Origin of the sequence: Paenibacillus stellifer (genome assembly GCF_000758685.1) — a bacterium.
Lineage (GTDB): Bacteria > Bacillota > Bacilli > Paenibacillales > Paenibacillaceae > Paenibacillus_AQ > Paenibacillus_AQ stellifer.
In genome coordinates this window covers 3,657,602-3,682,730 of the sequence record NZ_CP009286.1, presented here as the reverse complement: position 1 = coordinate 3,682,730, position 25,129 = coordinate 3,657,602, and the positions used below count along the sequence as shown (strand labels likewise).

Genomic DNA, 25,129 nt, shown 5'->3' with positions numbered 1-25,129 from the left:
TGATGGAAGTTTGATGCAAAGAGAGGTGAGCAAGAAGTTGAAGCGAATCGGTGTACTAGGAGGACTCAGTGCTGAGTTAACCACTATGTTTTATTGCACTGAATTCCCTATGCTTATCAATTCTGAAAACAGTCCGCTTCCTTTGCTAGACTCTGCTCTTTTATTAGCTCAAGCAGCTTTGGATGAAGCCGTGTATTGAGTAACAAAAAAATGAGACGACTTCGTTGGAAATAAATTAGTCTAAAACTCCCATTTGCCAATGATCAGCCGTGTTGCTTGTGTTTTTAGAACATTGGTGGTAATATTACCGCAAGGTTGAACCCATATTTATGATGGAAATCACCACTAAGAAACCAATTAAATACGCAATAATCCTTCAGGGCAGGGTGAAATTCCCTACCGGCGGTGATGAAACAGATGACGCATCAGCGTAGCTAGTTTCTCAGTCCGCTACCCGGACCGCAATCAATGCGGACGGTGGACCTGGTGCAATTCCGGGACCGACAGTATAGTCTGGATGGAAGAAGGAGAGTTTAGCCGATTGCCTGCCATTCGAGCAGGAGGTCTGCTGTGTCATGTCCGCTCATCAATTGTGCGATAAATCACAAAGACCCCCAGCCCGATAGACGTCTGGCATCCGGCTTGGAATTTCATGATACTCTCACATACCCATCCGTTGCTCCCTAAAGGAGAAGCGGATGGGTTTTTCGCAGATCTGGCGGTTTTTGCTGTGGAAGGATGAACACCGAGTGGAGGAATGGTCATGCAGGTAATGAACGACGAATTCTATATGTCGCTTGCGCTGGATATGGCCGAGCGAGCTCAGGGACAGACAGGAATAAATCCCGTCGTCGGCTGTGTTGTCGTTAAGGATGGAGCGGTCGTTGGACTGGGCACACATCTCAAGCGGGGAACGGGTCACGCCGAGGTTCATGCGCTCAATATGGCGGGCGAACAGGCAAAGGGCGGCACCGCGTATGTAACGCTGGAGCCCTGCAGTCATTATGGCATCACGCCCCCCTGCAGCGAGCGGCTGATCACCGAAGGAGTTGCCCGGGTTGTGGTGGCCTGCGAAGACCCCAATCCCCAAGTGGCTGGCCGGGGTATTGCCATGCTGCGGAGTGCGGGGATTGAGGTAGAGGTCGGGCTGCTCAAAGAACGTGCATTGAGGCTGAACGAGAGGTTCATTAAATATATACTGACCCGCAAGCCTTTTGTCACGCTGAAAAGCGCAAGCACGCTGGATGGCAAAATCGGAACGCGTACGGGCGACAGCAAGTGGATTTCAAATGAGGAAGCGCGTGCTATCGTACATACATTGAGACATCGCCATCAGGGCATCATGGTTGGCGTGGGCACCGTGCTGGCAGACAATCCCTCGCTCACGACGCGGACCGAGGTTCCGGGAATCAATCCGGTACGGATTGTCATCGACTCGAAGCTCCGCACTCCGCTGGACGCCGCAGTGGTGGCGGATGGGCAAGCTCCGACGATTGTGATCGCAGCAGACTCGGCCGACCCTGCGAAGGAAGCTGCGCTAACGGCTGCGGGAGTCAAGGTGCTCAGGTGCGGAGCGGGGCCGCGTGTGGATCTCACTGCTGCGATGAAGGCTCTTGGCGAGCTGGAGATCGGCTCGGTGCTGCTGGAGGGCGGCGGCGAGCTGAACGGCGCGATGCTGGAGCAGGGTCTTGTGGACCGGGTGACGCTGTTCTTCGCTCCGAAGATCGTCGGCGGCCGGGCCGAAGCGCCGTCCGCGTTCTCTTGGGACGGCGTGGCGCTGATGAAGGATGCAGTCACGCTGGAGCAGGTCGAGGTGGAAGTGCTCGGCGACAATGTATGCATCACCGGCCGTCCGGCATCCAGCGGCAACGCCTGATAAAGCCGGGAAGCGCGCATGAGGGCTGGCGGCCCTTGAACGATTGCCGTTGGCGCCCGTGAGATGCGGAGCAGGAAAGGCTTAAGGAGGGAAGCTTGTTATGTTCACGGGACTAATTGAGGAAGTCGGCGCTTTGCGGGGCGTATCTTCCAGCGGCGAAGTCATGATGCTTCATATCGACGCTTCGCTGATTATGAATGATTTGAAGATCGGCGACAGCGTGGCGGTGAACGGTGTCTGCCTGACGGCGACCTCGGTCGGTCAGCGAAGCTTCACCGCCGATGTGATGCCTCAGACATACCGCAACAGCAATCTGAAGGAGCTCAAGGCGGGCAGTCCGCTCAATCTGGAGCGCGCCATGGCGGCGGGCGGCAGATTTGGGGGCCATATCGTACAGGGCCATGTCGACGGGACGGGAACGATCCGCAGCATCAAGCGCGACCAGAACGCCGTGGTCTTCGAGATTGCCCCGGATAGTCCCTCGCTCTTCAAATATATAATTCCGAAAGGCTCCATCACGATTGATGGCATCAGCTTAACCGTTGTCGCTACGCCTGCCTCGGCGTTTACGGTATCGATCATACCGCATACGCTCGAGCAGACCGTGCTCGCCCATAAAAGGACGGGCGCAAGCGTCAACATCGAATGCGATGTTCTGGGCAAATATGTGGATCATCTGCTTCGCTACGGTTCTTCCTCACAGAATGATGAGGAGAATGGACGGGGCGGAGGCTCGCGGATCAGCAGCGATTTTCTGGCAGCGAACGGATTTCTATAACAGGCAGGCATTGAGGAGGGAATGACCATGAGTCAGCAGCAAGGAGAGATTCGGCTGAATACGGTCGAAGAGGCTATTTATGACCTGATGCGCGGCAAGGTAGTCATCGTAGTGGATGACGAGGACCGCGAGAACGAAGGCGATTTTATCGCACTGGCGGAAAAAGCAACGCCCGACGTGATCAATTTCATGATCACTGAAGGACGCGGGCTGGTCTGCCTGCCGATTACGGCGGAGCGGGCTGCGGAGCTTGATTTGAAGCCGATGGTGAACCAGAACACCGATTACCACGGCACAGCCTTTACGGTGTCGGTCGACTACAAGGATACGACAACAGGGATATCCGCTTATGAGCGGTCGCTGACAGCGAAGGCGATCATGGACCCGAATGCGAAGCCGGCTGATTTCCGGCGGCCGGGGCATATGTTCCCGCTGATCGCGAAGAAAGGCGGCGTGCTTCGCCGTTCCGGACACACCGAAGCGGCGGTTGACCTGGCCCGGATGTGCGGCTCGTATCCTGCCGCGGTCATCTGCGAGGTCGTGAAGGAGGACGGCACTATGGCCCGGCTTCCCGATCTTCATGAAATCGCGAAGAAGCATGATCTGAAGCTGATCAGCATTGCGGACATGATCCATTACCGCAATGAGAAGGAGAATCTGGTTACGCGCGAGGTGGCCGTCCGCATGCCTACCGACTTCGGAGTGTTCCAGGCGATCGCCTACACGAACGAGGTTGACGACAAGGAGCATGTCGCGCTTGTGAAGGGCGACATTTCCGGAGACGAGCCGGTTCTCGTCCGTGTCCATTCCGAATGCCTGACCGGCGACGTGTTCCATTCCCACCGCTGCGACTGCGGACCGCAGTTCGAAGCGGCGCTGCGCCAGATTGAGGCGGCGGGACGGGGAGTTCTGCTCTACATGCGCCAGGAAGGACGCGGCATCGGGCTGATCAACAAGCTTCGCGCCTACAAGCTGCAGGAAGAGGGGCTTGATACGGTGGATGCGAATCTGAAGCTCGGCTTTCCCGCCGATCTTCGCGATTACGGCATCGGAGCGCAGATTCTGAAGGATCTCGGGGTCCGGCGCATCAATCTGATGACCAACAACCCGAGAAAGATCAAGGGTCTCGAAGGCTATGGCCTCGAAGTTGTGGAGCGGGTGCCGATCCAGATGCCGGAGAACGAGGACAACACCAAGTACCTGCACACCAAGCAAGTGAAGCTCGGACATCTGCTGAAATTCGACGATCTCGAGCAGAACGAAAGTGCCAAATCATAAGCCAAATCATAAAACTACTATTTAATAAGGAAAGGGTTGTGGATGAGTATGCCGCATATTTTTGAAGGACATTTAGTATCGGAAGGTTTGAAGTACGGAATCGTCGTTGGACGTTTCAATGAATTTATTACTAGCAAGCTGCTGACAGGCGCGCTGGACGCGTTCAAGCGTCATGGCGTGAAGGATGATGAGATTTCCGTAGCCTGGGTTCCGGGCGTATTCGAAATTCCGCTGATCGCGCAGAAAATGGCCGAAAGCGGCAAGTATGACGCCGTCGTAACGCTGGGCACCGTTATCCGCGGCTCTACGACCCATTACGACTACGTGTGCAACGAGGTATCCAAGGGAGTTGCCGCCATCAACCTGAAGACGGGCGTTCCGACAATCTTCGGAGTGCTGACAACCGAGAATATCGAACAAGCGGTTGAACGTGCAGGCACCAAAGCCGGCAACAAGGGCTGGGATGCGGCAGTATCCGCGATTGAAATGGCAAATTTGAGCAAATTAATCTAAGTCTCCTGAGAAAAGAGTAATCCCGCTATTGACGAATCCGTTCCAATCGTGCTTATTTATATGTAGGGAAACGAATCTCATTCGAGCGTATCTACCTTATGTAGCGTCCGGTTTCCGGGCGCTGCATTTTGCTTTTTTCGATATCATTAAAGGACACTTAGCGGGAGGTTGCCTCGTGACTGTATTGTACAAGCTGGAGACGTTTGAGGGCCCGCTGGATTTATTGCTGCATTTGATCGACAAGGCGGAAATCGACATCCAGGACATTCCGGTCAGCGAGATCACCGAGCAATATATGGAGTATCTTCAGACCATGCAGGAACTGGAGCTGGAAGTAACCAGCGAGTTTCTGGTGATGGCCGCGACTCTGCTCTCCATCAAGAGCAAGCTGCTGCTCCCCAAACCGCCGGTCATCGATTTCGAAGATTTCGAATATTACGATGAAGAAGAATATGACCCGCGGGCAGAGCTCGTCGAGCGGCTGATCGAGTACCGCAAAATCAAGAGCATCGCCTCGCAGCTGATGGATATGGAGAGCGAACGCTCGCTTATCTTCACGAAGGAGCCGGATGATTTGGCGCCATTCGCACCATCGCAGGAGGATAATCCCATCATGGGACTGCATGCCTCCGACCTGATCGCAGCATTCCGCAAGGCGCTCGGCAAAGCGGCAAGGCGCACTTCGTATGCCCGGGTAACGCGAGATGAAATCTCGGTCAAGGACCGGATCCGGGATGTGTCCGAGGCGCTTCAGCGAACCGGAAAGGGCGGAAGGCTCCGTTTCTCGTCGCTCTTGAACGATACTATGGTGAGACATGAGATCGTGGCGACCTTTCTCGCGATTTTGGAGCTGATGAAGATGAAAGCGATTCTGTGCTATCAGGAGAAGCTGTTTGACGACATCGTGATGGAGTGGAGAGGGGCGGATATCACAGATGGACTACAAGAGTCTGAAATCAATTATTGAGGGTCTGCTGTTTCTGGCTGGTGAAGAAGGGCTGTCAGTCCGGCAGATCGCCGATATAACCGAGCAGCGGCCTGATCTGGCAGCCGAAGCGTTGGAGGAGCTCAGAAGCGATCTTGCGAACCAGCACCGCGGTCTTCAGGTCGTGCAGATCGCCGGCAATTTCCGGCTTGCGACCTTGCCGGAGCATGCGCACTATTTCGAGCGGCTTGCTTACTCGCCGTCGCGGGCATCCCTGTCGCAGGCGGCACTTGAAACGCTGTCAATTGTCGCTTACCGCCAGCCGATTACCCGGGTCGAAATCGAGGAGATTCGCGGTGTCAAGGCGGAACGAGCTCTCCAGACGCTGGTTAACAAGGACCTGATTCAAGAGGTTGGCCGGGCCGAGGCGATCGGGCGGCCGATTCTGTACGGCACGACGAAGTCTTTTCTGGAGACCTTCGGCCTTGCCAGCCTGAAGGAGCTTCCTGAGCCGTCCGCCTCCGATGTGAGCGACAATCTGGAAGAGGAAACACAGCTGCTTTTCAACAAGCTGGATGCCCAGCAGATGACGCTGGATGAAGTGGAGCAGTCCTGACAAGCAGGAGATTGATTGCGCCTGCCATCACCATGTAACCGCAGACCAAGTACGTTCGCAGCATGAATGTGTGGAATTCTGGAGGCGTAGTTCGGGCTACCGCCGAACGCCGGGCTGATTCCATGCTTTCGGACTTGAACACGTATGGGTCTGCGGTTTTTTTATTAGAACGGGTTCGGCAATTGCTTCGACATGACTTTGATTCAGGTTATTATTATCGAATTATCCCAGCCCAAGTCTGCCATACTAATCCAAGTGATCCTATTATGTAGATGGCTTGGGGGTTAATCCGTGAAGCTCTGGCTGCTCATTATCGCTGTACTGCTGCTGGCCGTCATCGTGCTGGTGCTCTTTTCGCATATTCGTTTTGCCCTGAAGTTCCAGAAGCGGGGACCCGATGAACGCCTTGAGATTCAGATTATCGCCCTGTACGGATTGGTGAAATACCATTATACCGTTCCAGGGTTCATATTCGAGGGGATTCGGCGCGGACTTCACGTGAAGCTGGAGAAGACCGGTGTTGCTCCTTCCGTCTCGGCAGATGATAAGGAGCGAAATATTGACAGGAAAGATGTCAGCGAATGGATGGATTTCGGGAAAAGGGCTCTTGCCGCGACACGCGGACTCAAAACATGGACTGCCGAAACCCTGACGCATGTGAAAATCACCAAGCTTGATTGGTCCACCGATTTCTCGCTCGGAGACGCAGCGGGAACGGCTACGGCTGCCGGTGCTTTGTGGGCCTTGAAATGGACGCTGATCGGCTGGATTTCGCAAATCATCCGACTGAAGGAAAAGCCGAGGCTCTTTGTAGTTCCGCGCTTCGTCGATCAAATTTGCTACCTGACCAAAGTGGACTGCGCCGGACAGTTCTCCGCCGGCTATGCCGTGTACGCGGGCTTTCGGCTTGCGCTTCGCGTGATCCGGGAGGATCAGGGGGTACGGCAATGGTGGGAGCTGCTTAAGATTGCCCGCAGGGGCAGCTGGGCCAAGGAGTTGAAAGAGCAGCATTAAATGGGCAAAGATGACAATGCTCCACTTAGCGGAGTTATTTCGCTCCTGCCCGGTACATACTCATCTTCACTTTGGAGAGACTAAAGCTCAGACAGCTCGAAGTCAACTTGAACAAGTGGAGGGAACAATATGTCTGAGCATCCCATTCAGGGTCTGATGCAGACCGCGATGGAGAACATCAAGGCCATGGTGGACGTGAATACGATCGTCGGCGAACCGGTTGAAACGAAAGATGGCAGCATCATTCTGCCGATCAGCAAGGTCGCTTTCGGCTTTGCGGCCGGTGGCAGCGATTTCCATGTGGAAGAAGACGATAAGCATGCACAGGGGCAAAATGGCGGCGTGAAGATGCTTCCGTTCGGCGGCGGCAGCGGCGGCGGCGTCTCGATCCGTCCAATTGCTTTTCTGGTCGTTGGCCGGGAGGGTGTGCATATCGTGCCGCTGGACAACCAGACTCATATCTTTGAGAAGATTATCGATGCTACTCCGGGTCTCATCGACAAGATCCAGACCATGTTCCAGACAAACGGGATTAATACGGGGGCCGTGCCCGGAGCAGCGCCATATAACCCGACTATCCCTGCGACGCCCGTGACTGAAGCCGGCGACGTTCATTATACGTCATCCAGACCGTAAGCCCGTTATTAAGCATTAAACCTCGAACAAGGTTCGAAGTGACGAAGTATCTCATGCATGCAAAAAGAGAAGGGTCTGTCCAACAGCTGATGCCGCTGTGGCAGACCCTTCCTGTTTTATTAAAAAGGATGTGCACCGAATCTCCGAAGGCTTCCGCAACGAACGATAAGGGCACCAGTGCCTTTCCGCTCAGGAGAAGCGGGGCAGACTTAAGCTCGCGACTTGTCCCGTTAACGATGGCTGTCTTGCTGCCGACCCTGAACTGAACAGAGCAGCTTCCGGTCGAAAGAGTAACCGTTCTTGCATTCATTTTCCAGGGCAGGGTTCCCGGCAATTTCCGTATCGTCAATCGTTCCCTCTCCCTTTTTCCATTTTGTAGCCGACCCCCCAGACCATCTTGATGTACTCCGGATTTCGCGGGTCCAGCTCGATTTTTTCGCGGATTTTTCGAATATGGACCATCAGCGTCGGCGTTTGTAGAACGTTGCGGTCATCTGCAGGGTGACTCGTCTTCCTCCGTAGTTGTAGAACAGAACGAATGCGTTCAGTGCGAGAAATGCGGGAACCGCAAATTTCATGAAGATGTTCAGAAAGTTGTAGAAGAAGAAGTATCGCGATTCTTCGAACTGAACCGTGGCGTAAGAAGTAGCGTGGATGAGAATAACCCCAAAATACAGAAGGCGCGGACAATGATTAGCTCGGGCAGCTGCTGCGGTTTTGATGCATTGGGCAAAGTGTATCAGTCCTTTCGTCATTTGGTGCTTCATGTTGTCTACACCCCAATGATAGCCGCAACTTCTTAATAGGAACGTGGAGCCTTTCTAAAGAATCTCTTAAGATTTTCTTGAGTTCCGGGCAGTATGGGACATACCGCTAACCGGACTGGCATACACTTGTACAAAATGGGGTTAGGAGCCGGAGGTTGAGCATGAAGAACATACAATTAAGGATGTCCCTTATTTGGATTCTGTGCGGACTGCTGCTGCTGGTGCCGTTCGCGGGCGCTCATGCGGAAGAGGTGGAGGTATCAACCCATGCCAAGGCAGCCGCGCTAATTGATGTGGAATCCGGACGGATTCTGTACAGCAATCATGGAGACGAGCCGATGCTGATCGCAAGTCTGACCAAGATTATGACGGCGATAGTAGCGATCGAATACGGGGATTTAAGCAGCAAGGTGACGGTCGGCCGGAACGCTTATGCCAAGGAAGGCTCGTCGCTGTTTCTGAAGCAGGGCGAGCAGATGACGCTGGAGAATATGCTGTACGGGCTGATGCTTCGCTCGGGCAACGACGCGGCGACAGCCATCGCCGAGCATGTGGGCGGATCGGAGGCCGGCTTTGTCATGTTGATGAATGCCAAGGCGGAGGAGCTTGGACTTAACCATACCCATTTCGAGAATCCGCATGGCCTCGATGCCAAGGAGCATTATTCCACTGCGAACGATCTCGCGGTACTGACGGCATATGCCATGCATAACCCGGTATTCAAGGAAATCGTGAAGACGCAGGTGAAGACGGCCGACAACCCCAATGACAAATGGGATTACAAGTGGCTTAACAAAAACAAAATGCTCCGGTTGTATGAAGGAGCTGACGGCGTCAAAACGGGCTATACGAAAAAAGCGCTGCGCTGCCTGGTAAGCTCCGCGACGCGGAACGGGCAGCAGCTTGTGGCGGTAACGCTGAACGATGGGAATGACTGGAACGACCACGCCTCGCTGCTGAATTTCGGGTTTAACCGATTTCCGCTGCGAACGGTCGTCGAACGCGGCGACCGGGTGGAGGGATATCCGCTGGAGGCAAGCCTTCAGTTCTCCTATCCGTTCGGGCCCGGTGAGGAAGAGCGGATTGTGAAGGAGCTGGTGTTGAATTCGAAAGCCGCAAGCGGCAGTGACCTGAACTTCGGCCTTCGCGGAGTGCTTGTTCTGAAGCTTGGCGGACAGGAGATTGGCAGGGTGCCGATGTATGAAGAAGGCCACCTGCCAAAGGTGAGCCAGTCGGCGGCAGGCCGTGAGACTGCGGCGGTTCCACATCAGGCGGGTACCTGGCTTCAGGCGGCGGGAAGCGCGCTTAAGGCGCTGTTCGACCCGTTCCGTGGAGGGGGTGAAGCCCGTGATTAACGCCATCTGGCTCGGCATGATTCTCATCGGCTTCATCTTCGCCGCAGTGACCGGGCGCATGGACGACTTCACGGCGGCGGTCTTCGACGGCGCCAAGACCGGTGTGACGGTCAGCTTCGGGTTGATCAGTGTACTCGCCTTCTGGCTTGGCATGATGCGAATAGCCGAGGATGGCGGTCTGCTGCGGCTGATTGCGAAGGCGCTCGGCCCGGTCGTCCGCTTCCTGTTCCCCGATGTGCCGAAGGGCCATCCGGCCATCGGGTACATCCTCTCCAACATGAGCGCCAATCTGCTCGGTCTCGGCAACGCCGCGACGCCGATGGGCATCAAGGCGATGCAGGAATTGCAGACGCTGAACCCTGACAAGCACACCGCCACGCCGGCGATGTGCACCCTGCTGGCGCTCAATACCGCCAGCATTACGCTCATTCCGGCGACGCTGATCGCGATCCGCCTGAATTACGGATCGACCGAGCCCGCCGGCATCGTCGGAACGACACTCGCGGCCACATTCGTCGCCACGCTCGCCGCAATCTTGGCCGACCGGCTGTGCCGTCGGCTCGAACTGCTGCGGAGGCCTCCCGGGACTCCGCCATCGCTGGGGCTGCATGACGCGGGCGGACCCGCATCGCAGCCGGGCAGCCACGCCGCTCTGCCGCCAACAAGCGGCGCCGCTTCGCGGCCGACCAAGACGGGATAGCAGGGCGGCTGTCAAGCCAATCCAGCGAAAGGAGGCCTGTCCGTGTACGAGCTGATTACCCTCGTGTCCACCTGGGCGATCCCGGTCCTGATCGCCTTTATTCCTCTTTATGCCTACGCCCGCAAGGTTCCCGTCTACGAATCATTCGTCGACGGTGCGAAGGAGGGCTTCGGCACAGCCGTCGGCATCATCCCCCCTCTGGTGGGGATGATGGTGGCAATCAGCGTCTTCCGGGCTTCCGGAGCGCTGGATTATTTGATGAGCTTCCTGACGCCGCTCATGCGCCAGCTCGGTGTCCCGCCGGAGGTGCTGCCGCTCGGGCTTCTGCGCCCGCTCACCGGAACCGGTTCGCTCGCTTACACTACAGAACTCATCCGGGTCTACGGCCCGGACTCAATGATCGGTCGCATCGCCTCCACGATTCAGGGAAGCACGGACACCACGCTGTACGTGCTGACCGTCTACTTCGGAGCAGTCGGCATCCGCAACGGGCGCTACGCCCTGAAGGTCGGGCTGTTCTCCGACCTTGTCGGCTTTGCAGCGGCGGTCGCAGTCTGCCTCATCGTGTACGGGTAGCGAACGCCACACCTGCACGCGAGCGTGATGGGTCTGCGGATTGGGCGCGGATTACTGTCCGCGATGTGTCACGCTGACCTTAATTCGTCTCGCTACCCTTAACGTGTCCCGCCACATCGCCTGCTATCGTCAGCACTCCTGGCTCATAGATGATCGGCAACATCCGTCTTAGCCCGCCTGCGCCGCCGTTTCTGCTCTTGCCGCCTCCTGCCACAGCCAGCCGCCCGCTGCACACTGGCGGCTGGCTTTTGTGTCGAGACATTCACACCGGTGCCGATACTGACATATGCTAATGCACAGCATCCGGCGGGAAGGGGAGATAGGCATGCCGTCATACAAAGGGTTCGTCATTCATCACTCCGTCTGTCACTCCATTAACGGCAAGGGTTTCGATTTCTGGATCGGCGCGGATGGTACTATATTCGCGGCGCCGCTCTTGACTGATCCCGAGAATATCCATCTCTGTCTCGAGGGTGATTTCGGATACGCTTCTGTACCCGGAGCCACCGAAGCTCAGACTTTTGCGGCCTGCCGGCTCATTCTGGAGCTGTCCGCCAGGTATTGCATCTCACCGCCTGTTGTCAAGCCGCATGACGATTCCTGCCCGGGGTTCTTTTTTCCATGGAATGAACTTGTGCTTTACCCCGGCGATGGGTATCATTAGGCTGAGGTGACCAAATCGACAATGGAAAGATTGCAGAAAATACTGGCACAGGCCGGAGTTGCGTCCAGACGCAAGTGCGAAGAGCTTATTCTGGCAGGCAAAGTAGAAGTGAACGGGGAGGTAGTGACCGCTCTTGGCACGAAGGCCGACCCGGCCAACGATGTGATCAAGGTATCGGGCAAACCGATCTCGGGCGAAAATAAAATCTACATTATCTTCAACAAGCCGAAGGGCGTCATCACGAGTGCTTCTGACCCGAAGGGGCGTAAGATCGTCACGGATTACATGAAGGGAATCAAAGAGCGGGTCTATCCGATCGGCCGCCTGGATTATGATACGGAGGGTTTGCTGCTGCTGACCAACGACGGCGAGTTCGCAAATCTGCTGACTCATCCGAAGCATCATGTGCCGAAGACTTATCTGGCGACCGTCAAGGGCGTACCGCACGGCACATCGCTGGACAAGCTCAAGGAAGGCGTCAAGCTGGAGGACGGCATGACCGCTCCGGCTGAAGTAGAGTACAAGGATATCAACGAAGATGGCAAGGAATCCGTTATCAGCATCACGATTCATGAAGGAAGAAACCGACAGGTGCGGCGCATGTTCGAGGCGATCTCCCATCCTGTGATCCGGCTGAAGCGGATATCGTTCGGCGATCTTCTGCTTCAGAATTTGAAGCGGGGGACATACCGGCATTTGACTAAGGAAGAAATTGAATCGCTGCGGCAAATGGCCAAGGCCGGTCTTTCCAAAGGCAACAACACACGCAAAGACACATAATGTTCACAAATAGCCCCCGGAAAAGTATGGCAGCTTTCGTTATAATGTTCATAAGATGTTCACACATCTGGTGAAAATAAGGAAAAATGTCATTACGGACATTCTGTCCATAGGGGGCTATTGCTTTGAGTATAGGAAGAAAGCAAATTCAACTTATCATCCTGGCTCTGGCAGTTCTCTTGGGAAGCTACGCCGTGGGCGCATCGATATTTGGCGGGAACGGAAAAGCGGAGGAAGGCGGATGCGCGCCGTCTTTTGATCTGCTTGGGCTTGATGGAAGAACGCATTCGCTGAACGAATACAAAGGCAAGGCGGTCGTGCTGAACTTCTGGGGCTCATGGTGCACACCTTGTGTGAAGGAGATGCCTGTCCTCCAGACACAGTGGAACAAATGGAAGAATGAAGACGTTGTCATTGTGGGTATCAATGTGGCCGAGGACAGGGCGACGGTGCGGGACTTTGCCAAGAGCGCGGGGGCAGAGTTTCCGATATTGATCGACCCGGACCGCACAGCAGTGATCAGCTATGGCATTTCTCCGCTGCCGACTACTATTTTTATTAACGCAAAAGGCCGGATCGACAATATTCATATCGGACAGCTGGACATGGGTACACTGAATGCCGAGATTGAAAAGCTGGTTTCTTCATGAGCAGCCGGACAGATACTGAAGACGCGTATCCTCCCCATGCAGCTACGTGACTTGTAGAAGTGAGTTAGCTGGCCGGGTGTAGCGGAAGCCAACCGGGTACAGCGAACCCGAATTGCGGCAGGCTCTGAGTCAGGTCGATGGTAAATTTTGGGGTGTCAATTTCGAGTGGACGCGCTCTGGGAGAAAATCAGCAAATTGACGGAAGCTCTACGGAAGCTCTGCGGAATACCAACGGCAGGTGTACGGCAAGGATTTTCTTTGTCAGCACGTCAGATTATTACGGGGTTTCGGGTTCCGCCTCCGCTTCCCGTGGGGCAAGGTGCATGACGGTGATTACCCGGACCAATGTTATCGTTGACAATCCCGGGAGCAATGATAGTACAATAGAGAAAGTCAGTTATAAAATGCCTCCGATCGAGGCAACTTAGCATTGCGAAATTGAGCGTTTTGAGTCATTTCTTGGAGTGAACAAGCCCTTGTTCGAGGCTCTCTCCTGGATGAAGGGTATCACCCCGGGGCGTACATTGAACGCGGTGAATTTGGTTCCCGGCAACTGGCGGCGCTATTGGCTGTTGAGGCTTATGGTCTGTCAGCTCCTTGGGAGCATATCTGATCCTGACATTTGATGTCGCCAACGAAAGTGATCTCGATAAATTCACCTGCCGGGCTATAGCTATCGGGTTTCCGATCATTTTCCTGGGCCTCCTGATCTAGACACAGATTGGGACAGGGCGGCCTAGGCGATTCCGGGGACGGAATCCGAAGGAAGACCGGGCACAGGTAACCTGGTTGTTCACAGCGCTAATCATATCACCGTCCGGCACTCGGATGGCAGGGCGGAATTTGGTCAGGCTGGCGGTACCCGGCTTGTTGATTGTCATGTTTACTCTGGTTGGCGTTAATCTGGTTATCACCGGTCTGCAGCTCTATGCGGGTACGGATTAACCCGGCCGATCGGCCGATAAGACGCAGCCATCCTAGCAATCTTGTATTGTATCCGATGAAGGGGTTGTTGTGAAATGGCAGAACATCTGAATAGAATTCTGGTTGTGGACGATGAAGAGCGTATCCGCCGTCTGCTGAAAATGTATCTGGAGAAGGAAGGCTATGAGATTGACGAAGCGGAAGACGGAGAAATTGCGCTGAGAAAAGCGACAGCCGCGGACTACGGATTGATTCTGCTAGATGTGATGCTCCCGGGAATAGACGGAATCGAGGTTCTCACCCGGCTGCGCGATGTGAAATCGACGCCGGTCTTGATGCTCACAGCCAAGGGCGAGGAAATCAACCGCGTTCAGGGCTTCGAAATGGGCGCCGACGACTATGTTGTCAAACCGTTCAGTCCTCGCGAGGTCATTTACCGGGTAAAAGCGATTATGCGACGATCCTCGGCAACCGCCTTTCTATCCAAAGAAACGAATTCGAGCAACAATATCGTATTTCCCCATCTCATTATCGAGCATGACGCGCATCGCGTGACAGCGGGCGGGCAGGAAGTGAGCCTTACCCCGAAGGAATATGAGCTGCTGCACTATTTGGCCGTCTCTCCGGACAAGGTGTTCTCCCGCGAGGAACTGCTGAAGGATGTATGGAATTATGAGTTCTTCGGCGATCTCCGTACGGTGGATACTCATGTCAAACGATTGCGCGAGAAGCTGAACAAGGTGTCGCCGGAGTCAGCTGCGATGATCACGACGGTCTGGGGCGTCGGATACAAGCTTGAGGTCCCGAAGTAAGTGAATTTCTGGAGAAGCCTTGTCGGTAAGCTGTGGGTGACGATTATTTGTCTCGTCGCGATTGTGCTGATGACGCTCGGGCTGTTTCTGCTTCCGTATATTGACAGCAAATTTTCCAATTCGGGAGCGATCAAGCGGCTGTATATGTACACGGGCATGATCGGATTCTCCATGACAACCGTCTTCGCGCTCTTTCTGTTCACCAAGATTACGCAGCCGATGCAGCGCCTCATCGAGGCGGCTAACTCGATACGCAAGGGTGAGTATGGAACCCGCGTGAATGTGGTGACAAGCGACGAGATCGGAGTGCTGGCTACTTCCTTCAATCATATGGCCGCAGAGCTGGAGGGCAACATCCGAAGCCTTAATCATGAAAAAAGCTTGCTGTCCAGCGTACTCCGAAGCATGAGTGATCCCGTAATTACGTTCGACAACGAGGGCTCCATCGTGCTGACCAATCCCCATGGCCAGGAGCTTCTGGAGCAGTGGAGCGATTTGAAATGGGAGCATGAAGGGGAAGAAGCTTTCCCTGAAACCTCCGGCGGACTTGCCGGAATTCCGCTTCCGCTGCGGCCGCTCTTCCTGAAGACACAGGAGGACGGGGGCGACTACAGCGATAATGTGCATGTCCGGCAGGGCGTATGGTCCGTGCACATGGCGCCGCTGTATACGGACAATGAAATTCAAGGCGCGGTGGCGGTGCTTCGCGATGTGACCGAAGAGGTGCGGCTTGAGAAGATGCGCAGGGATTTCCTGGCGAATGTCTCCCATGAAATCCGCACTCCGCTGTCGATGATGCAGGGCTATAGTGAGGCGCTGCTGGATGGAATGGCGGCCTCACCGGAGGAGAGCAGCGAGCTGATCCAGGTCATTCACGACGAGTCGCTTCGGATGGGCAGGCTGGTCAAAGATCTTCTGGATTTGGCCCGCATGGAAGCCGGCCATACCGATATGAGCCGGGCGGTCGTGAACGTGAGTGAACTGCTGGAGCGTATTTACCGTAAGTTCTCTGTCCGGGCGAAGGAACGGAATATCGATCTCCGCTGTATTCGGAAGAGCAGCGAGCTGTGGCTTCACGATGGGGATGAAGACAAGCTGGAGCAGGTGCTCACCAATCTGCTCGACAATGCGTTCCGCCATACTCCAGCCGGGAAACGGATCGATATCGTCGCCGACTGGATCGCCCAGTCGAACCGTTCGGAGATTGAGATCGAAGTGCGCGATGAAGGAGCGGGCATTCCGTCCGCAGACCTGCCCTTTATCTTCGAGCGATTCTATAAGGCGGACAAGGCGCGGGTGCGGGGCGAGTCCGTAGGCACAGGCCTTGGACTTGCCATCGTCAAGAATATCGTGGAATCCCATGGCGGCCATATTTCCGCTGCCAGCCGTCTCGGTGAAGGCACCTGTTTCACGATGCGCCTGCCTGTCGAAAAACCATAAATTTAAACTTTGTCTGTCAGCGCCTCTCGAACTGGAGGTGCTTTTTGTTGAAATAGGCACTTAAATCTTGTTCTTCGTGGAACAAAACAGGAGGAACCCTATGAATCCAAACCCCATCTCTCATCATGAGTTAATACGATCGAAGCCCATCCGTTTAACGGGAGCTTGGCTGAGCGGAGCGGTCTTATGAGCCGCTTTATTTTGTCTCTGGACCAAGGGACGACCAGCTCGCGGGCCATCGTGTTCGATGAAGCGGCTGTCAACCAGGGCCAGGGCCAGTATGCGATTCCCCAGCATTTTCCGAAGCCGGGATGGGTCGAACATGATCCGGAACTGATCTGGGAGATGCAGCTGGGGGCGGGCAGAGATGCCATCGCAAGGGCGGGTATTCAGTCATCGCAGATTGCGGCGATCGGAATTACGAATCAGCGGGAGACCGCGCTGGTCTGGGACCGTCAGACGGGCCGGCCGGTCTACCCGGCTATTGTCTGGCAGGACCGGAGAACGGCCGAGATGTGCGAGGAGCTGAAGCGGAAGGGGCTGGAGCGGGAAATTTCGGCCAAGACCGGACTGGTCTGTGACGCCTACTTCTCCGCGACCAAGATCGCCTGGATACTCGATCATGTCGAAGATGCCAGGGCGAGAGCCGAGGCGGGCGAGCTGCTTGCCGGAACCATCGACACCTGGCTGATCTGGAAGCTGACCGGCGGCGCCGTCCACGCAACGGACGTCACGAACGCCTCCCGGACAATGCTGTATGATCTCCACCGAATGGAATGGGACCAGGGCCTGATGGCCGAATTGAACATTCCAGCCGGCATACTGCCTGAGGTGCGGATGTCCGGCGGGTCCTTCGGCACGGCGCTTGAGGAATGGTTCGGAGCGTCTATTCCGATCATGTCCGTGCTCGGGGACCAGCAGGCCGCCCTGTTCGGGCATACTTGTCTCGATGCGGGCAGCGCCAAGAACACTTACGGAACCGGCTGCTTCATCCTGATGAATACGGGAACGGAAGCCGTTGCATCCGGTCACGGTCTGCTGACGACCATCGCTTGGGGAATGGGAGATGAGCTGTATTATGCGCTTGAAGGCAGCGTATTCGTTGCCGGCGCGGCGGTGCAGTGGCTGGAGGAAGGGCTGGGGCTGATCAGCAGCCCGGCGGACTCGGAGAGGATGGCGCTCGAAGTAGAGGACACGGGAGGCGTCGTGGTGGTTCCCGCCTTTACCGGACTTGGTGCTCCTTACTGGGACATGTACGCAAGGGGGGCAGTCTTCGGGCTGACGCGCGGTACGACATCGGCGCATCTGGTGCGGGCAACACTGGAATCGCTTGCTTTGCAGTCGCGTGATGTGATCGGGGCGATGGAGAAGGATGCAGGGATGCCGCTCTCGGACCTGAGGGTCGACGGCGGCGCAGTCCGGAATGACCTGCTGATGCAGTTTCAGGCGGATATCCTGGGCAGTGAGGTGACCCGTACGACCCATGCCGAGACGACGGCGCTGGGAGCCGCTCTTCTGGCGGGGCTCGCAGCTGGCATCTGGTCTCGGGAGGAGCTGCGGGGCTTTAATCAGGCAGAGCAGACATTTGTCCCGCTGATGGCGGAGGAAGAACGGGAAGCGCGTTACGCCGTCTGGCAGGACGCTGTCCACCGGACAATGGGCTGGGAGAAGCACGAGCGTCCGAACGGGCGGTAGCAGCCGCTTTTTTCACAACAGATTAAGACCAAGACGGGTTGTCCGGCTGCCGGGGAATGAGAACTCGATTGGAACAGCGGTCTGTTCGCGGGGCGTCAGCCTAGACAACCTAAGATAATACGTTAATTCTTTTATAAAAATGAAGCAGTCCCAATCAGCCATTTTCATGGCATACTGGACTGCTTCGTTTTTTTGCATATAAGAAGAATTGGATCGCTCTTAGAACTTGAATACATGAATCGCTTTTTGCAGCCGGATGACCGCTCCGGTCATTTTCTCGGTCTGTTCGGCCACGCTTGCGATCGCATGGATCTGCTCGTTCATCGAAGCGGCCACCTGCTGCGTTCCCGCAGCCGATTGCTGGGTGATTGCCGAGATGTTCTGGATCGCTCCCGAAATTTGCTGTGAGCTGTCCAGCATTTGATCGCTTTCGGCTGAGAAGACGGAGATTTGTTCCGTAATATAACGGACGCTATTCACGATTTCGGAGAAGATTTCGCCAGATTCGACGATTTGTTCATTCTGAATATGTACGATCTCTTCATTGATGGCGGTATTATCTACAGCCTGGGCGATGTCCGCGTCGATAGCCCGCACCAGCTTGAACACCTCTTTGGCAGCCGCCGCCGACTCCTCGGCAAGCTTGCGGACTTCCTCGGCAACTACCGCGAAGCCTCGTCCGTGTTCACCGGCTCTCGCCGCTTCGATAGAAGCATTCAGAGAGAGGAGGTTCGTCTGCTCTGCAATTTCGGAGATGGTGGACGTAATGTTCGAAATGCCTTTGGCGCTCTGTGTCAGTGCTTCGATCGATTGGGTAACCTTCCGGGTGGCTTCTACATTACGGCGCATGCCTTCAGCCTGAACGTCAATGGATTGGCGGCCTTTATCCACCAACGCCAGCGTCTGATTGGAGCGAAGATGCATCTCTTTGCTAGCATGGGTGTAATTGGAAACTTTCTCTTCAATTTCCTTAACGGAATCCATCATCCCCGCAATATCGGAAGATATTTCGCTTGCACCAAGCGCCAGATCATTCGCGGAACTCGCGACCTGAGACATGACAATCTTGAGCTCATGGTTCTTGTCTTCAATGCCTCTGCTGGCATCGGTCACGTGGCGGGTAATCTGGGACACCTCTCCAAGGATGCCGCGCAGCTTGTCAATCATGCTGTTAAAGGTGCGGCTTAGATCTCCGGCTGAGCCCGATTCATCTGCTTTGACGGTGAAGTCTCCTTTTGAGACCGTGTGCGTGACATTGGCGATCTCGTCGAAGGATGATGTAAGCGCTCTCTCTATTGCGCGCGACAGCGGGTAAGTCACGCCGAGAAGAATGGCGATAACGAGAAAGCCCCAAACAAACTTTCCTACGATCGCAAAAACGATCAACACCGGTACTGCGAACAGCGCAGCGACCAAAAAGCAGCCTGCCACAATACGCTGACGGAGCGGAAGCTTGGTCAACCATGCCATATAAAGTTCCCCCTTAAGTATATGTATGCGTTATCATTTTCAGTATAGGACTAAAGTCTTCCCTCGTCTACAGTAAAATGTGATCAATCTATATCGTTTGCGGGGTTCCGGTAAACGGTATAGATTGATCACTCAATAAGGCCACTGGGATAGAGAGCGGCTATGCCGCGGGCCGTTGTGGCGATCTTTTCTCTCAGTTCAGGGGGAGCAATGGCGATCATTTCGGTTCCATAAGAGAGCGCAATCTTGACAGCCCATTCCGGGGTTTCGAATTCGGCGGTCACGGTCATCCACTCAGGATCGGTGGAGGGACAGGCTTTCAGCACTTTGACATACCGCTCGCTCTGCAATCCGTTCAGAGCGGATTCCCGCACTTGAAGCTCGGCTTCGAAGCTGGGGAGCGCTGCCTTAAAGTCACGGATGGACTGCTCCCAATAGGACTCCAGATCGAAATCAGCCGGACGGCTGAACACTTCATCCGTTAATTCGGCACTGATCATCCGCGATATACGGTACGTGCGAATATCCCCGTCACAGGAAGCAGCGGCATACCAGACACCTCTCTTGGCGATAAGGCCGAGCGGCTCTATGATCCGTTCCTTCACATCTCCGTTTCGTCCGTACTCCATACGGAGCCTGCGGCTCTCCTGAACCGCCTGTCTGATCAGGGACAGATAGGGTACGGGTTCATAGGAGGGGTCCCACGAATGGCCGTCGATGTGAATATGATCCACAGGCTGATTTGTCTGTTCGCCGGCGGCAGGCCGGGCTGCGGCTTCCAGCTTGCGGGCTGCGGCATCGTAGTCATCCAGAATCCCGAGATCGGCGAGAAGGGCAGAATCGGCTCCTAGCAGCAGGGCGGTCAGTTCACTCTGCTTCATGCCCGTAAGTCTTGTCCGGTAGCCTTGGGTCAATTGCCAGCCCCCGGCGCGGCCCCTCTCGGCATACACAGGAATTCCCGCGGCCGATAGAGCCTCCAAATCCCGATGTACCGTGCGTTCCGAGATTTCGAGCAGACGTGACAGCTCACGGGTGGTAAGCTTACCCCGGTTCTGAAGCAGCAGCAGCATGGTCAGCAATCGTGAAGCGCTCATCTGTAATCACCTCTCCTCTATACATTCGGTCTTTTTGCGGAGTCTGGATTTATTATATCTTAAATATATGACAATAGCTGACATGATTTAAGGCTAATCTTGAGATATTACCGATAAGGGAGCCATTCCTGTAATGAATTAATCTGAGGTTTGAATGAAAAAAGCGCCTTCTGTATACTGGGAAACGTTCCGACCAAAGAACAATTTCAGCATAGGAGGCACTCTATCATGAAGTATAAACAATCGAAGAAACAGAATCAACGAATCACCCGAATTTCCGAAAATACCCTCGTGGTCGGCGCAGATATCGCCAAAGATACCCATGTGGCTCGCGCCATAGACTTTCGAGGGATCGAACTGGGTAAGGATTGTGTGTTCTCTAATACCCGTGCCGGACTCGAGCAACTGGTTCAGTGGATGAAGGAGCTTCAGCAGGAGCATGCCAAGAGTGACGTCCTCTTCGGTATTGAGCCCACCGGACACTACTGGTTTACGCTGGCGGAATATTTAGGGCGGCAGGGCATTCCTTTGGTCATTGTGAATCCGCATCACGTACACAAAAGCAAAGAACTGGAAGACAATTCACCCACGAAAAATGACTATAAAGATGCCAAGGTCATTGCCGATTTGGTGCGAAACGGGAAGTACAGCGAGCCCAAACTGCCAACGAGCGTTTACGCCGACCTGCGGATTCTCATGAATCTTCGGGAGAAGATCATGGTGAACTTCGGACAGGTGCAAAGACGGGTGCAGAACTGGCTGGACCGCTTTTTTCCGGAGTACACGCAGGTCTTCAAAGACTGGGAAGGCAAGGCATCACGCATTACGCTTAGCGAGTTTCCAACGCCAGGAGAAATCGTAGAGATGGGCACAGAGGCCATTGTCCAGCGGTGGAAAAAAGACGTAAAACGAGCCGTAGGGGCGAAACGAGCGCTGCACCTCATGGAAACGGCGAGGCGTTCCATCGGGCTTACGGAAGGACTTCCCGGAGCGAAAGTGGAGATCAAGACGCTTCTGGAGCAGTATGAGATGTTCGCCAGACAACTCGAAGAGATTCTGGCCGAGGTGGAACGTCTCCTTGCTCAAATTCCGGGAACGAAAGAGATGCTTACCGTTCCGGGCGTAGCCGTAGTTACGTTGGCAGGGTTTCTCGCCGAAGTCGGGGATCTGAGCGGTTACGAGCATGGACAGCAGATTATTCGGCTCGCCGGACTAAACCTCAAGGAGAACAGTTCGGGAAAGAAAAAGGGCAAATCCAGTATTACTAAACGTGGACGCGCACGCCTAAGGGCGCTGCTGTTCCGGGCGGTGATGCCCATGGTGGCAAAGAACGCCGAGTTTAAGGCACTGCACCAGTATTTCACCAAGCGAAGTCAAAATCCGCTCAAGAAAAAGCAATCCCTTGTAGCCTTGTGTGGGAAGCTCATTCGCGTGCTTCATACGCTCGGAACCAAGCAGGTTCCGTACAACGCAAACGACGTGTTAGGGCCGGTGCGTCAGGCTCAGTTACAGATGGCAGCTTAAGCCAAACCGAATTCATGTTTACCGCCGGACCGGAATGAGCCAAGACAACGGAAGCACGGAGCAGCCGTAGGAATTATTCCATAAGGGCAACGACCCTGTAAAGGAGCAAGAAACGGCGTCCACCTTTTGAGAGGCAGAACGAAGGAATGTAAGGGCTAAGACCCAGCGTGACATGGGAGGGTAAGCCGTCAAAAGAAGGTGTGGATATCCAAGGTGCGATCAGAGGAATTATCTAAGGGTTGGAAATAATCCCCCGACCTCTATTCCCGCCACCGGCTCCTCCAGAAAATAATGTCATCCTTACATGAATTCTCCATCTCTCGATCTGTCAATGAGTGAAAATCCGAGAAAGAGTGAGTAAACAAGAGATTTTATTAATTTATAGTGGGAGGTTTTATCCATGAGACCACTACAGGGGAAAATAGCATTAGTAACAGGAGCCAGTCGGGGAGCCGGCAAGGGAATCGCGCTCGAATTGGCGGAGGCGGGAGCTTTCGTATACGTAACCGGCAGGAGTGTAAAAGGAAACACTACCGGCGGCCGGCCGGGTGATATCGACACTACGGTTTCAGAAATTCGCGTCACAGGCGGAGCGGCGGAAGCAGTGCCCTGCGATCATACGCGGCCCGAAGACACGGAGCGGCTTATCAGCCGAATCGCCTCCGAGAAGGGGAGGCTGGATATTCTGGTCAACAACGTGTGGGGCGGGAATGAACTGAGTATCGATGAGCGTCCGTTCTGGGAGCAGCCTATGGAGCATTGGAATACGATGTTCGATAGCGGCGTCCGTGCGCAGCTTCTTACAAATATGTTCGCGGTCCCGCTCATGAGGGATAATCCGGGGAGCCTGATTGTGCATACAACCTTTTGGGACAGAGACCGGCACATCACTAATTTCTATTATGATCTGGCCAAGAATGCACTGGTCCGCATGGCGCAGAGCTTGGCCAAGGAGCTTGCCTCCGACCGGATCACGGTCCTTCCGCTCTCCCCGGGCTGGATGCGGACGGAGCTGGTACTGCAGGCGTTCGGAACGGACGAGGAGCACTGGCGAGAAGTGGAGGCGCTCAAGGACACGGAATCCACCCGCTATATCGGCAGGGCTGTCAGCGCCCTGGCGGCCGACCCCCGTGTCATGGAGCGTTCAGGCAAGCCTCAGCAGGTCGGGCAGCTGGCGCTGGACTATGGATTTACCGATATTGATGGCAGAGTGGTTCCTGTATTCTCGCTGGAGGAGCAGAAATAAGTGGTTGTGAAAAAGATAAAGTCCCGCTGCCTGGGCAGCGGGACTTGTCGTCCTGAAGGGCTGAAAAGAAGGGGATAGCTTCTTTTCAGCCCTTTCATCTAAGTTAAGATGGATACCAGTAAAAGCTTAAACCAGCACCACTTCGGTCGCGGTGTTAATTTCCGCAAGAGCGGCGAGCTTCACAAGCACCTCAGCCGGCACTTCTTTGTCTACAGTCAGCAGCATGATAGCTTCCCCACCGACAACGATACGTCCGACCTGCATGGAGGCGATGTTCACATCGCTCTGGCCGAGCAGGGTGCCGACATTACCGATGATGCCCGGTTTGTCATTATGGGAAATCAGAATTTGATGTCCTTCTGGCGAGATATCTACCGGGAACTTGCCGAGCTGAACAATGCGCTCGCCATAGCCCTGAAGCAGCGTTCCTGCAACGACACGCTCTTCGCCGCCGTCGGCGATCAGCTTCACGGAGATCAGGTTGGTGAAGCCCTTCGTCTTGGAAGCCTTGGTGACCACGACGTTAACTTCGCTTGTCTTGGCCAGGTGCATGGAGTTGATGATGTTCACGTCTCCTCCGAAATGACGGGAGAGTACGCCCTTTACGATGTACCGGTTAAGAGGCTGGGTATCGACATCAGCCAGATCGCCTGCGAATTCCACAACGATCTCCTTAATGGCTCCGTGTGTAATTTGAGCGGCGAAGCTGCCCAGCTTCTCGCCGAGCGTGAAGTACGGCTGAAGCTTGTTCATAACGCTAGGAGCAACCGGAGGAATGTTGACCGCGTTGATAAACGGTTCGCTCCGCAGGATATGGAGCACCTGCTCGGATACGTCGATCGCCACGTTCTCCTGGGCTTCCACCGTCGAAGCACCAAGGTGCGGAGTCACGATAATTTTCGGATTGGACAGGAACGGATGGTCAGCTTGCGGCGGCTCCTTCTCGAATACGTCGAATGCTGCGCCTGCCACGATGCCGGCATCAAGGGCTTCCACCAGAGCCATTTCGTCGATGACTCCACCGCGTGCACAGTTCACGATGCGCATACCCTTCTTCATGACCTCGAACTGCGGACGGGAGATCATATGCTTCGTCTGCGGAGTCAGCGGCGTATGCACCGTAATAAAGTCGGCGTTTCTTACAATGTCATCCACTGTAGCGATTTTCACTTCAAGCTTTTCTGCACGATCTTCGGTCAGGAATGGATCGTAGGCCAGAATATTCATGCCGAACGCTTTGGCGCGTTTGGCAACTTCGCTTCCGATTCGGCCCATTCCGAGAACGCCGAGAGTTTTGTTGCGAAGCTCAACGCCGAGGTACGATTTCTTGTCCCATACGCCTGTAATGGTCTTGGCATACGCTTGCGGGATATGGCGGGCAAGAGCCATCATCATGGCGAAAGCATGTTCACACGTAGTAATGGTGTTGCCGTCCGGGGCATTGATAACAACGATACCGCGCTTGGTTGCAGCTTCAAGATTAATATTGTCAACGCCCACGCCTGCACGGCCGATGACCTTCAACTTGGCTCCGGCTTCGATGATTTTGGGAGTGACGGTAGTCTGGGAACGAACAAGGAGGCCATCATATTCGCCGATAATGGCGACGAGCTCATCCTCGCTGAGTCCTGTCTTCTTGTCAACCGTTACATCGCTTGCGTCCGTCAGCTGCTGAATCCCGAGATCGCTGATCGGGTCCGATACCAAAATTTTGAACATGATTTTCTTTTTCCTCCTTAGATGATGAAGCTTAATATTTAGGGGAGATGTCCAAATAGGGATCTCCGGATTACCTA

25 protein-coding genes, 1 pseudogene and 1 riboswitch are annotated in these 25,129 nt (G+C 54.9%); of the genes and pseudogenes, 19 read left to right on the top strand and 7 right to left on the bottom strand.

Annotated elements, in window-relative coordinates; all coding sequences use genetic code 11:
* Positions 1 to 368 precede the first annotated feature (368 nt).
* A riboswitch (FMN riboswitch) is annotated at positions 369 to 533 on the top strand.
* Positions 534 to 763: 230 nt separating this feature from the next.
* The 8 genes from ribD to ytfJ all read left to right on the top strand — a co-directional run bounded on the left by ribD (position 764) and on the right by ytfJ (position 7,636).
* Entirely contained in the window at positions 764 to 1,876 is a 1,113-nt protein-coding gene (ribD, locus tag PSTEL_RS17065) for a bifunctional diaminohydroxyphosphoribosylaminopyrimidine deaminase/5-amino-6-(5-phosphoribosylamino)uracil reductase RibD (protein ID WP_038697142.1), read from the top strand.
* A 100-nt stretch (positions 1,877 to 1,976) separates the two neighbouring features.
* Positions 1,977 to 2,654, top strand: coding sequence for a riboflavin synthase (locus tag PSTEL_RS17060; RefSeq protein ID WP_038697140.1), 678 nt, complete (start codon positions 1,977 to 1,979; stop codon positions 2,652 to 2,654).
* A gap of 27 nt (positions 2,655 to 2,681) precedes the next feature.
* Positions 2,682 to 3,932, top strand: a complete 1,251-nt coding sequence (locus tag PSTEL_RS17055; RefSeq protein ID WP_038697138.1) for a bifunctional 3,4-dihydroxy-2-butanone-4-phosphate synthase/GTP cyclohydrolase II — start codon at positions 2,682 to 2,684, stop codon at positions 3,930 to 3,932.
* 48 nt (positions 3,933 to 3,980) lie between these two features.
* Positions 3,981 to 4,445 carry a 6,7-dimethyl-8-ribityllumazine synthase gene (gene ribH, locus PSTEL_RS17050; RefSeq protein ID WP_038701135.1) on the top strand — a complete coding sequence of 155 codons (465 nt, stop codon included), beginning with the start codon at positions 3,981 to 3,983 and terminating at the stop codon, positions 4,443 to 4,445.
* 175 nt (positions 4,446 to 4,620) lie between these two features.
* The gene (locus PSTEL_RS17045) at positions 4,621 to 5,412 is read left to right on the top strand and encodes a segregation and condensation protein A (protein ID WP_038697136.1); all 792 of its coding nucleotides are present in this window, start codon (positions 4,621 to 4,623) and stop codon (positions 5,410 to 5,412) included.
* Positions 5,381 to 5,986 (top strand): SMC-Scp complex subunit ScpB, encoded by a 606-nt coding sequence (gene scpB, locus PSTEL_RS17040; RefSeq protein WP_038697134.1) that lies wholly within the window; start codon positions 5,381 to 5,383, stop codon positions 5,984 to 5,986. Before PSTEL_RS17045 ends, scpB begins: the two co-directional genes overlap by 32 nt.
* 291 nt (positions 5,987 to 6,277) lie before the next feature.
* The gene (locus tag PSTEL_RS17035) at positions 6,278 to 7,000 is read left to right on the top strand and encodes a DUF2953 domain-containing protein (RefSeq protein WP_038697131.1); all 723 of its coding nucleotides are present in this window, start codon (positions 6,278 to 6,280) and stop codon (positions 6,998 to 7,000) included.
* A 129-nt stretch (positions 7,001 to 7,129) separates the two neighbouring features.
* Positions 7,130 to 7,636: a GerW family sporulation protein gene (gene ytfJ / locus PSTEL_RS17030; protein ID WP_038697129.1), complete on the top strand. Its 507-nt coding sequence runs from the start codon at positions 7,130 to 7,132 to the stop codon at positions 7,634 to 7,636.
* Here the strand turns inward: ytfJ and PSTEL_RS28985 are convergent.
* The 3 genes and pseudogenes from PSTEL_RS28985 to PSTEL_RS28000 all read right to left on the bottom strand — a co-directional run bounded on the left by PSTEL_RS28985 (position 7,575) and on the right by PSTEL_RS28000 (position 8,403).
* Positions 7,575 to 7,970: a copper amine oxidase N-terminal domain-containing protein gene (locus PSTEL_RS28985; RefSeq protein WP_425415282.1), complete on the bottom strand. Its 396-nt coding sequence runs from the start codon at positions 7,968 to 7,970 to the stop codon at positions 7,575 to 7,577. The genes ytfJ and PSTEL_RS28985 overlap by 62 nt on opposite strands.
* A gap of 11 nt (positions 7,971 to 7,981) precedes the next feature.
* A pseudogene (locus PSTEL_RS27065) lies at positions 7,982 to 8,104 on the bottom strand (winged helix-turn-helix domain-containing protein); the annotation flags it as partial.
* Positions 8,098 to 8,403 (bottom strand): hypothetical protein, encoded by a 306-nt coding sequence (locus tag PSTEL_RS28000; protein WP_038697127.1) that lies wholly within the window; start codon positions 8,401 to 8,403, stop codon positions 8,098 to 8,100. The gene PSTEL_RS28000 and the pseudogene PSTEL_RS27065, both read right to left, overlap by 7 nt.
* Before the next feature lie 161 nt (positions 8,404 to 8,564).
* On the opposite strand from PSTEL_RS28000, the gene PSTEL_RS17020 reads away from it, so the two are divergent.
* Genes PSTEL_RS17020 through PSTEL_RS17010 form a run of 3 tightly spaced genes read left to right on the top strand, consistent with a single transcriptional unit; the run spans position 8,565 to position 11,034 of the window.
* Positions 8,565 to 9,758 (top strand): D-alanyl-D-alanine carboxypeptidase family protein, encoded by a 1,194-nt coding sequence (locus PSTEL_RS17020; protein WP_038697126.1) that lies wholly within the window; start codon positions 8,565 to 8,567, stop codon positions 9,756 to 9,758.
* A complete protein-coding gene (locus tag PSTEL_RS17015; protein WP_038697124.1) occupies positions 9,751 to 10,458 on the top strand; it encodes a nucleoside recognition domain-containing protein in 708 nt (235 codons plus the stop codon). The genes PSTEL_RS17020 and PSTEL_RS17015 overlap by 8 nt, the downstream gene beginning before the upstream one ends.
* A 42-nt stretch (positions 10,459 to 10,500) precedes the next feature.
* Positions 10,501 to 11,034, top strand: a complete 534-nt coding sequence (locus PSTEL_RS17010) for a spore maturation protein (RefSeq protein ID WP_038697122.1) — start codon at positions 10,501 to 10,503, stop codon at positions 11,032 to 11,034.
* A gap of 79 nt (positions 11,035 to 11,113) precedes the next feature.
* On the opposite strand, the gene PSTEL_RS27680 is transcribed toward PSTEL_RS17010, so the two are convergent.
* Positions 11,114 to 11,296, bottom strand: coding sequence for a hypothetical protein (locus PSTEL_RS27680; RefSeq protein WP_156995892.1), 183 nt, complete (start codon positions 11,294 to 11,296; stop codon positions 11,114 to 11,116).
* Between the two features lie 63 nt (positions 11,297 to 11,359).
* Here PSTEL_RS27680 and PSTEL_RS17005 point away from each other — a divergent pair, with 63 nt between their 5' ends.
* The 6 genes from PSTEL_RS17005 (at position 11,360) to glpK (ending at position 17,999) form a co-directional block, all read left to right on the top strand.
* Complete coding sequence (locus tag PSTEL_RS17005; protein WP_038697120.1) at positions 11,360 to 11,698, top strand: peptidoglycan recognition protein family protein; 339 nt, start codon at positions 11,360 to 11,362, stop codon at positions 11,696 to 11,698.
* A 21-nt stretch (positions 11,699 to 11,719) separates the two neighbouring features.
* Positions 11,720 to 12,478 carry a pseudouridine synthase gene (locus PSTEL_RS17000; RefSeq protein WP_038697118.1) on the top strand — a complete coding sequence of 253 codons (759 nt, stop codon included), beginning with the start codon at positions 11,720 to 11,722 and terminating at the stop codon, positions 12,476 to 12,478.
* A 125-nt stretch (positions 12,479 to 12,603) separates the two neighbouring features.
* Positions 12,604 to 13,128: a redoxin domain-containing protein gene (locus tag PSTEL_RS16995; protein WP_038697116.1), complete on the top strand. Its 525-nt coding sequence runs from the start codon at positions 12,604 to 12,606 to the stop codon at positions 13,126 to 13,128.
* 1,019 nt (positions 13,129 to 14,147) lie between these two features.
* A complete protein-coding gene (locus tag PSTEL_RS16985; protein WP_038697111.1) occupies positions 14,148 to 14,864 on the top strand; it encodes a response regulator transcription factor in 717 nt (238 codons plus the stop codon).
* A complete protein-coding gene (locus PSTEL_RS16980; RefSeq protein ID WP_038697109.1) occupies positions 14,865 to 16,304 on the top strand; it encodes an ATP-binding protein in 1,440 nt (479 codons plus the stop codon). It abuts the gene before it with no gap.
* 186 nt (positions 16,305 to 16,490) lie between these two features.
* On the top strand, positions 16,491 to 17,999 hold the full coding sequence (gene glpK / locus PSTEL_RS16975; protein WP_038697107.1) for a glycerol kinase GlpK: 1,509 nt from the start codon (positions 16,491 to 16,493) through the stop codon (positions 17,997 to 17,999).
* A 219-nt stretch (positions 18,000 to 18,218) separates the two neighbouring features.
* Here the strand turns inward: glpK and PSTEL_RS16970 are convergent, their stop codons facing one another.
* Together PSTEL_RS16970 and PSTEL_RS16965 are read right to left on the bottom strand one after the other, a co-directional pair.
* On the bottom strand, positions 18,219 to 19,469 hold the full coding sequence (locus tag PSTEL_RS16970) for a methyl-accepting chemotaxis protein (RefSeq protein ID WP_038697105.1): 1,251 nt from the start codon (positions 19,467 to 19,469) through the stop codon (positions 18,219 to 18,221).
* Positions 19,470 to 19,597: 128 nt separating this feature from the next.
* A complete protein-coding gene (locus PSTEL_RS16965; RefSeq protein WP_038697103.1) occupies positions 19,598 to 20,563 on the bottom strand; it encodes a helix-turn-helix transcriptional regulator in 966 nt (321 codons plus the stop codon).
* Between the two features lie 228 nt (positions 20,564 to 20,791).
* Between PSTEL_RS16965 and PSTEL_RS16960 the strand changes: the two genes are divergently transcribed.
* Both PSTEL_RS16960 and PSTEL_RS16955 read left to right on the top strand, forming a co-directional pair.
* The gene (locus PSTEL_RS16960) at positions 20,792 to 22,087 is read left to right on the top strand and encodes an IS110 family RNA-guided transposase (protein WP_038692930.1); all 1,296 of its coding nucleotides are present in this window, start codon (positions 20,792 to 20,794) and stop codon (positions 22,085 to 22,087) included.
* Positions 22,088 to 22,487: 400 nt separating this feature from the next.
* Entirely contained in the window at positions 22,488 to 23,333 is an 846-nt protein-coding gene (locus tag PSTEL_RS16955; protein WP_038697101.1) for an SDR family oxidoreductase, read from the top strand.
* 126 nt (positions 23,334 to 23,459) lie between these two features.
* Here PSTEL_RS16955 and serA read toward each other — a convergent pair whose 3' ends face one another.
* Positions 23,460 to 25,052, bottom strand: coding sequence for a phosphoglycerate dehydrogenase (serA, locus tag PSTEL_RS16950; RefSeq protein ID WP_038697099.1), 1,593 nt, complete (start codon positions 25,050 to 25,052; stop codon positions 23,460 to 23,462).
* Positions 25,053 to 25,129: the final 77 nt, after the last annotated feature.

Bases quoted from the DNA above. Each gene is read 5' to 3' on its own strand.
- PSTEL_RS28000 (WP_038697127.1), bottom strand. From the start codon at position 8,403: ATGAAGCACCAAATGACGAAAGGACTGATACACTTTGCCCAATGCATC.
- glpK (WP_038697107.1), top strand. From the start codon at position 16,491: ATGAGCCGCTTTATTTTGTCTCTGGACCAAGGGACGACCAGCTCGCGG.
- PSTEL_RS16960 (WP_038692930.1), top strand. From the start codon at position 20,792: ATGAAGTATAAACAATCGAAGAAACAGAATCAACGAATCACCCGAATT.
- scpB (WP_038697134.1), top strand. From the start codon at position 5,381: ATGGACTACAAGAGTCTGAAATCAATTATTGAGGGTCTGCTGTTTCTG.
- PSTEL_RS17060 (WP_038697140.1), top strand. From the start codon at position 1,977: ATGTTCACGGGACTAATTGAGGAAGTCGGCGCTTTGCGGGGCGTATCT.
- PSTEL_RS17005 (WP_038697120.1), top strand. From the start codon at position 11,360: ATGCCGTCATACAAAGGGTTCGTCATTCATCACTCCGTCTGTCACTCC.
- PSTEL_RS16970 (WP_038697105.1), bottom strand. From the start codon at position 19,469: ATGGCATGGTTGACCAAGCTTCCGCTCCGTCAGCGTATTGTGGCAGGC.
- PSTEL_RS16985 (WP_038697111.1), top strand. From the start codon at position 14,148: ATGGCAGAACATCTGAATAGAATTCTGGTTGTGGACGATGAAGAGCGT.
- PSTEL_RS16955 (WP_038697101.1), top strand. From the start codon at position 22,488: ATGAGACCACTACAGGGGAAAATAGCATTAGTAACAGGAGCCAGTCGG.
- PSTEL_RS27680 (WP_156995892.1), bottom strand. From the start codon at position 11,296: ATGTCTCGACACAAAAGCCAGCCGCCAGTGTGCAGCGGGCGGCTGGCT.
- PSTEL_RS16965 (WP_038697103.1), bottom strand. From the start codon at position 20,563: ATGAGCGCTTCACGATTGCTGACCATGCTGCTGCTGCTTCAGAACCGG.
- PSTEL_RS17055 (WP_038697138.1), top strand. From the start codon at position 2,682: ATGAGTCAGCAGCAAGGAGAGATTCGGCTGAATACGGTCGAAGAGGCT.
- ribH (WP_038701135.1), top strand. From the start codon at position 3,981: ATGCCGCATATTTTTGAAGGACATTTAGTATCGGAAGGTTTGAAGTAC.
- ribD (WP_038697142.1), top strand. From the start codon at position 764: ATGCAGGTAATGAACGACGAATTCTATATGTCGCTTGCGCTGGATATG.
- PSTEL_RS17020 (WP_038697126.1), top strand. From the start codon at position 8,565: ATGAAGAACATACAATTAAGGATGTCCCTTATTTGGATTCTGTGCGGA.
- serA (WP_038697099.1), bottom strand. From the start codon at position 25,052: ATGTTCAAAATTTTGGTATCGGACCCGATCAGCGATCTCGGGATTCAG.
- ytfJ (WP_038697129.1), top strand. From the start codon at position 7,130: ATGTCTGAGCATCCCATTCAGGGTCTGATGCAGACCGCGATGGAGAAC.
- PSTEL_RS17000 (WP_038697118.1), top strand. From the start codon at position 11,720: ATGGAAAGATTGCAGAAAATACTGGCACAGGCCGGAGTTGCGTCCAGA.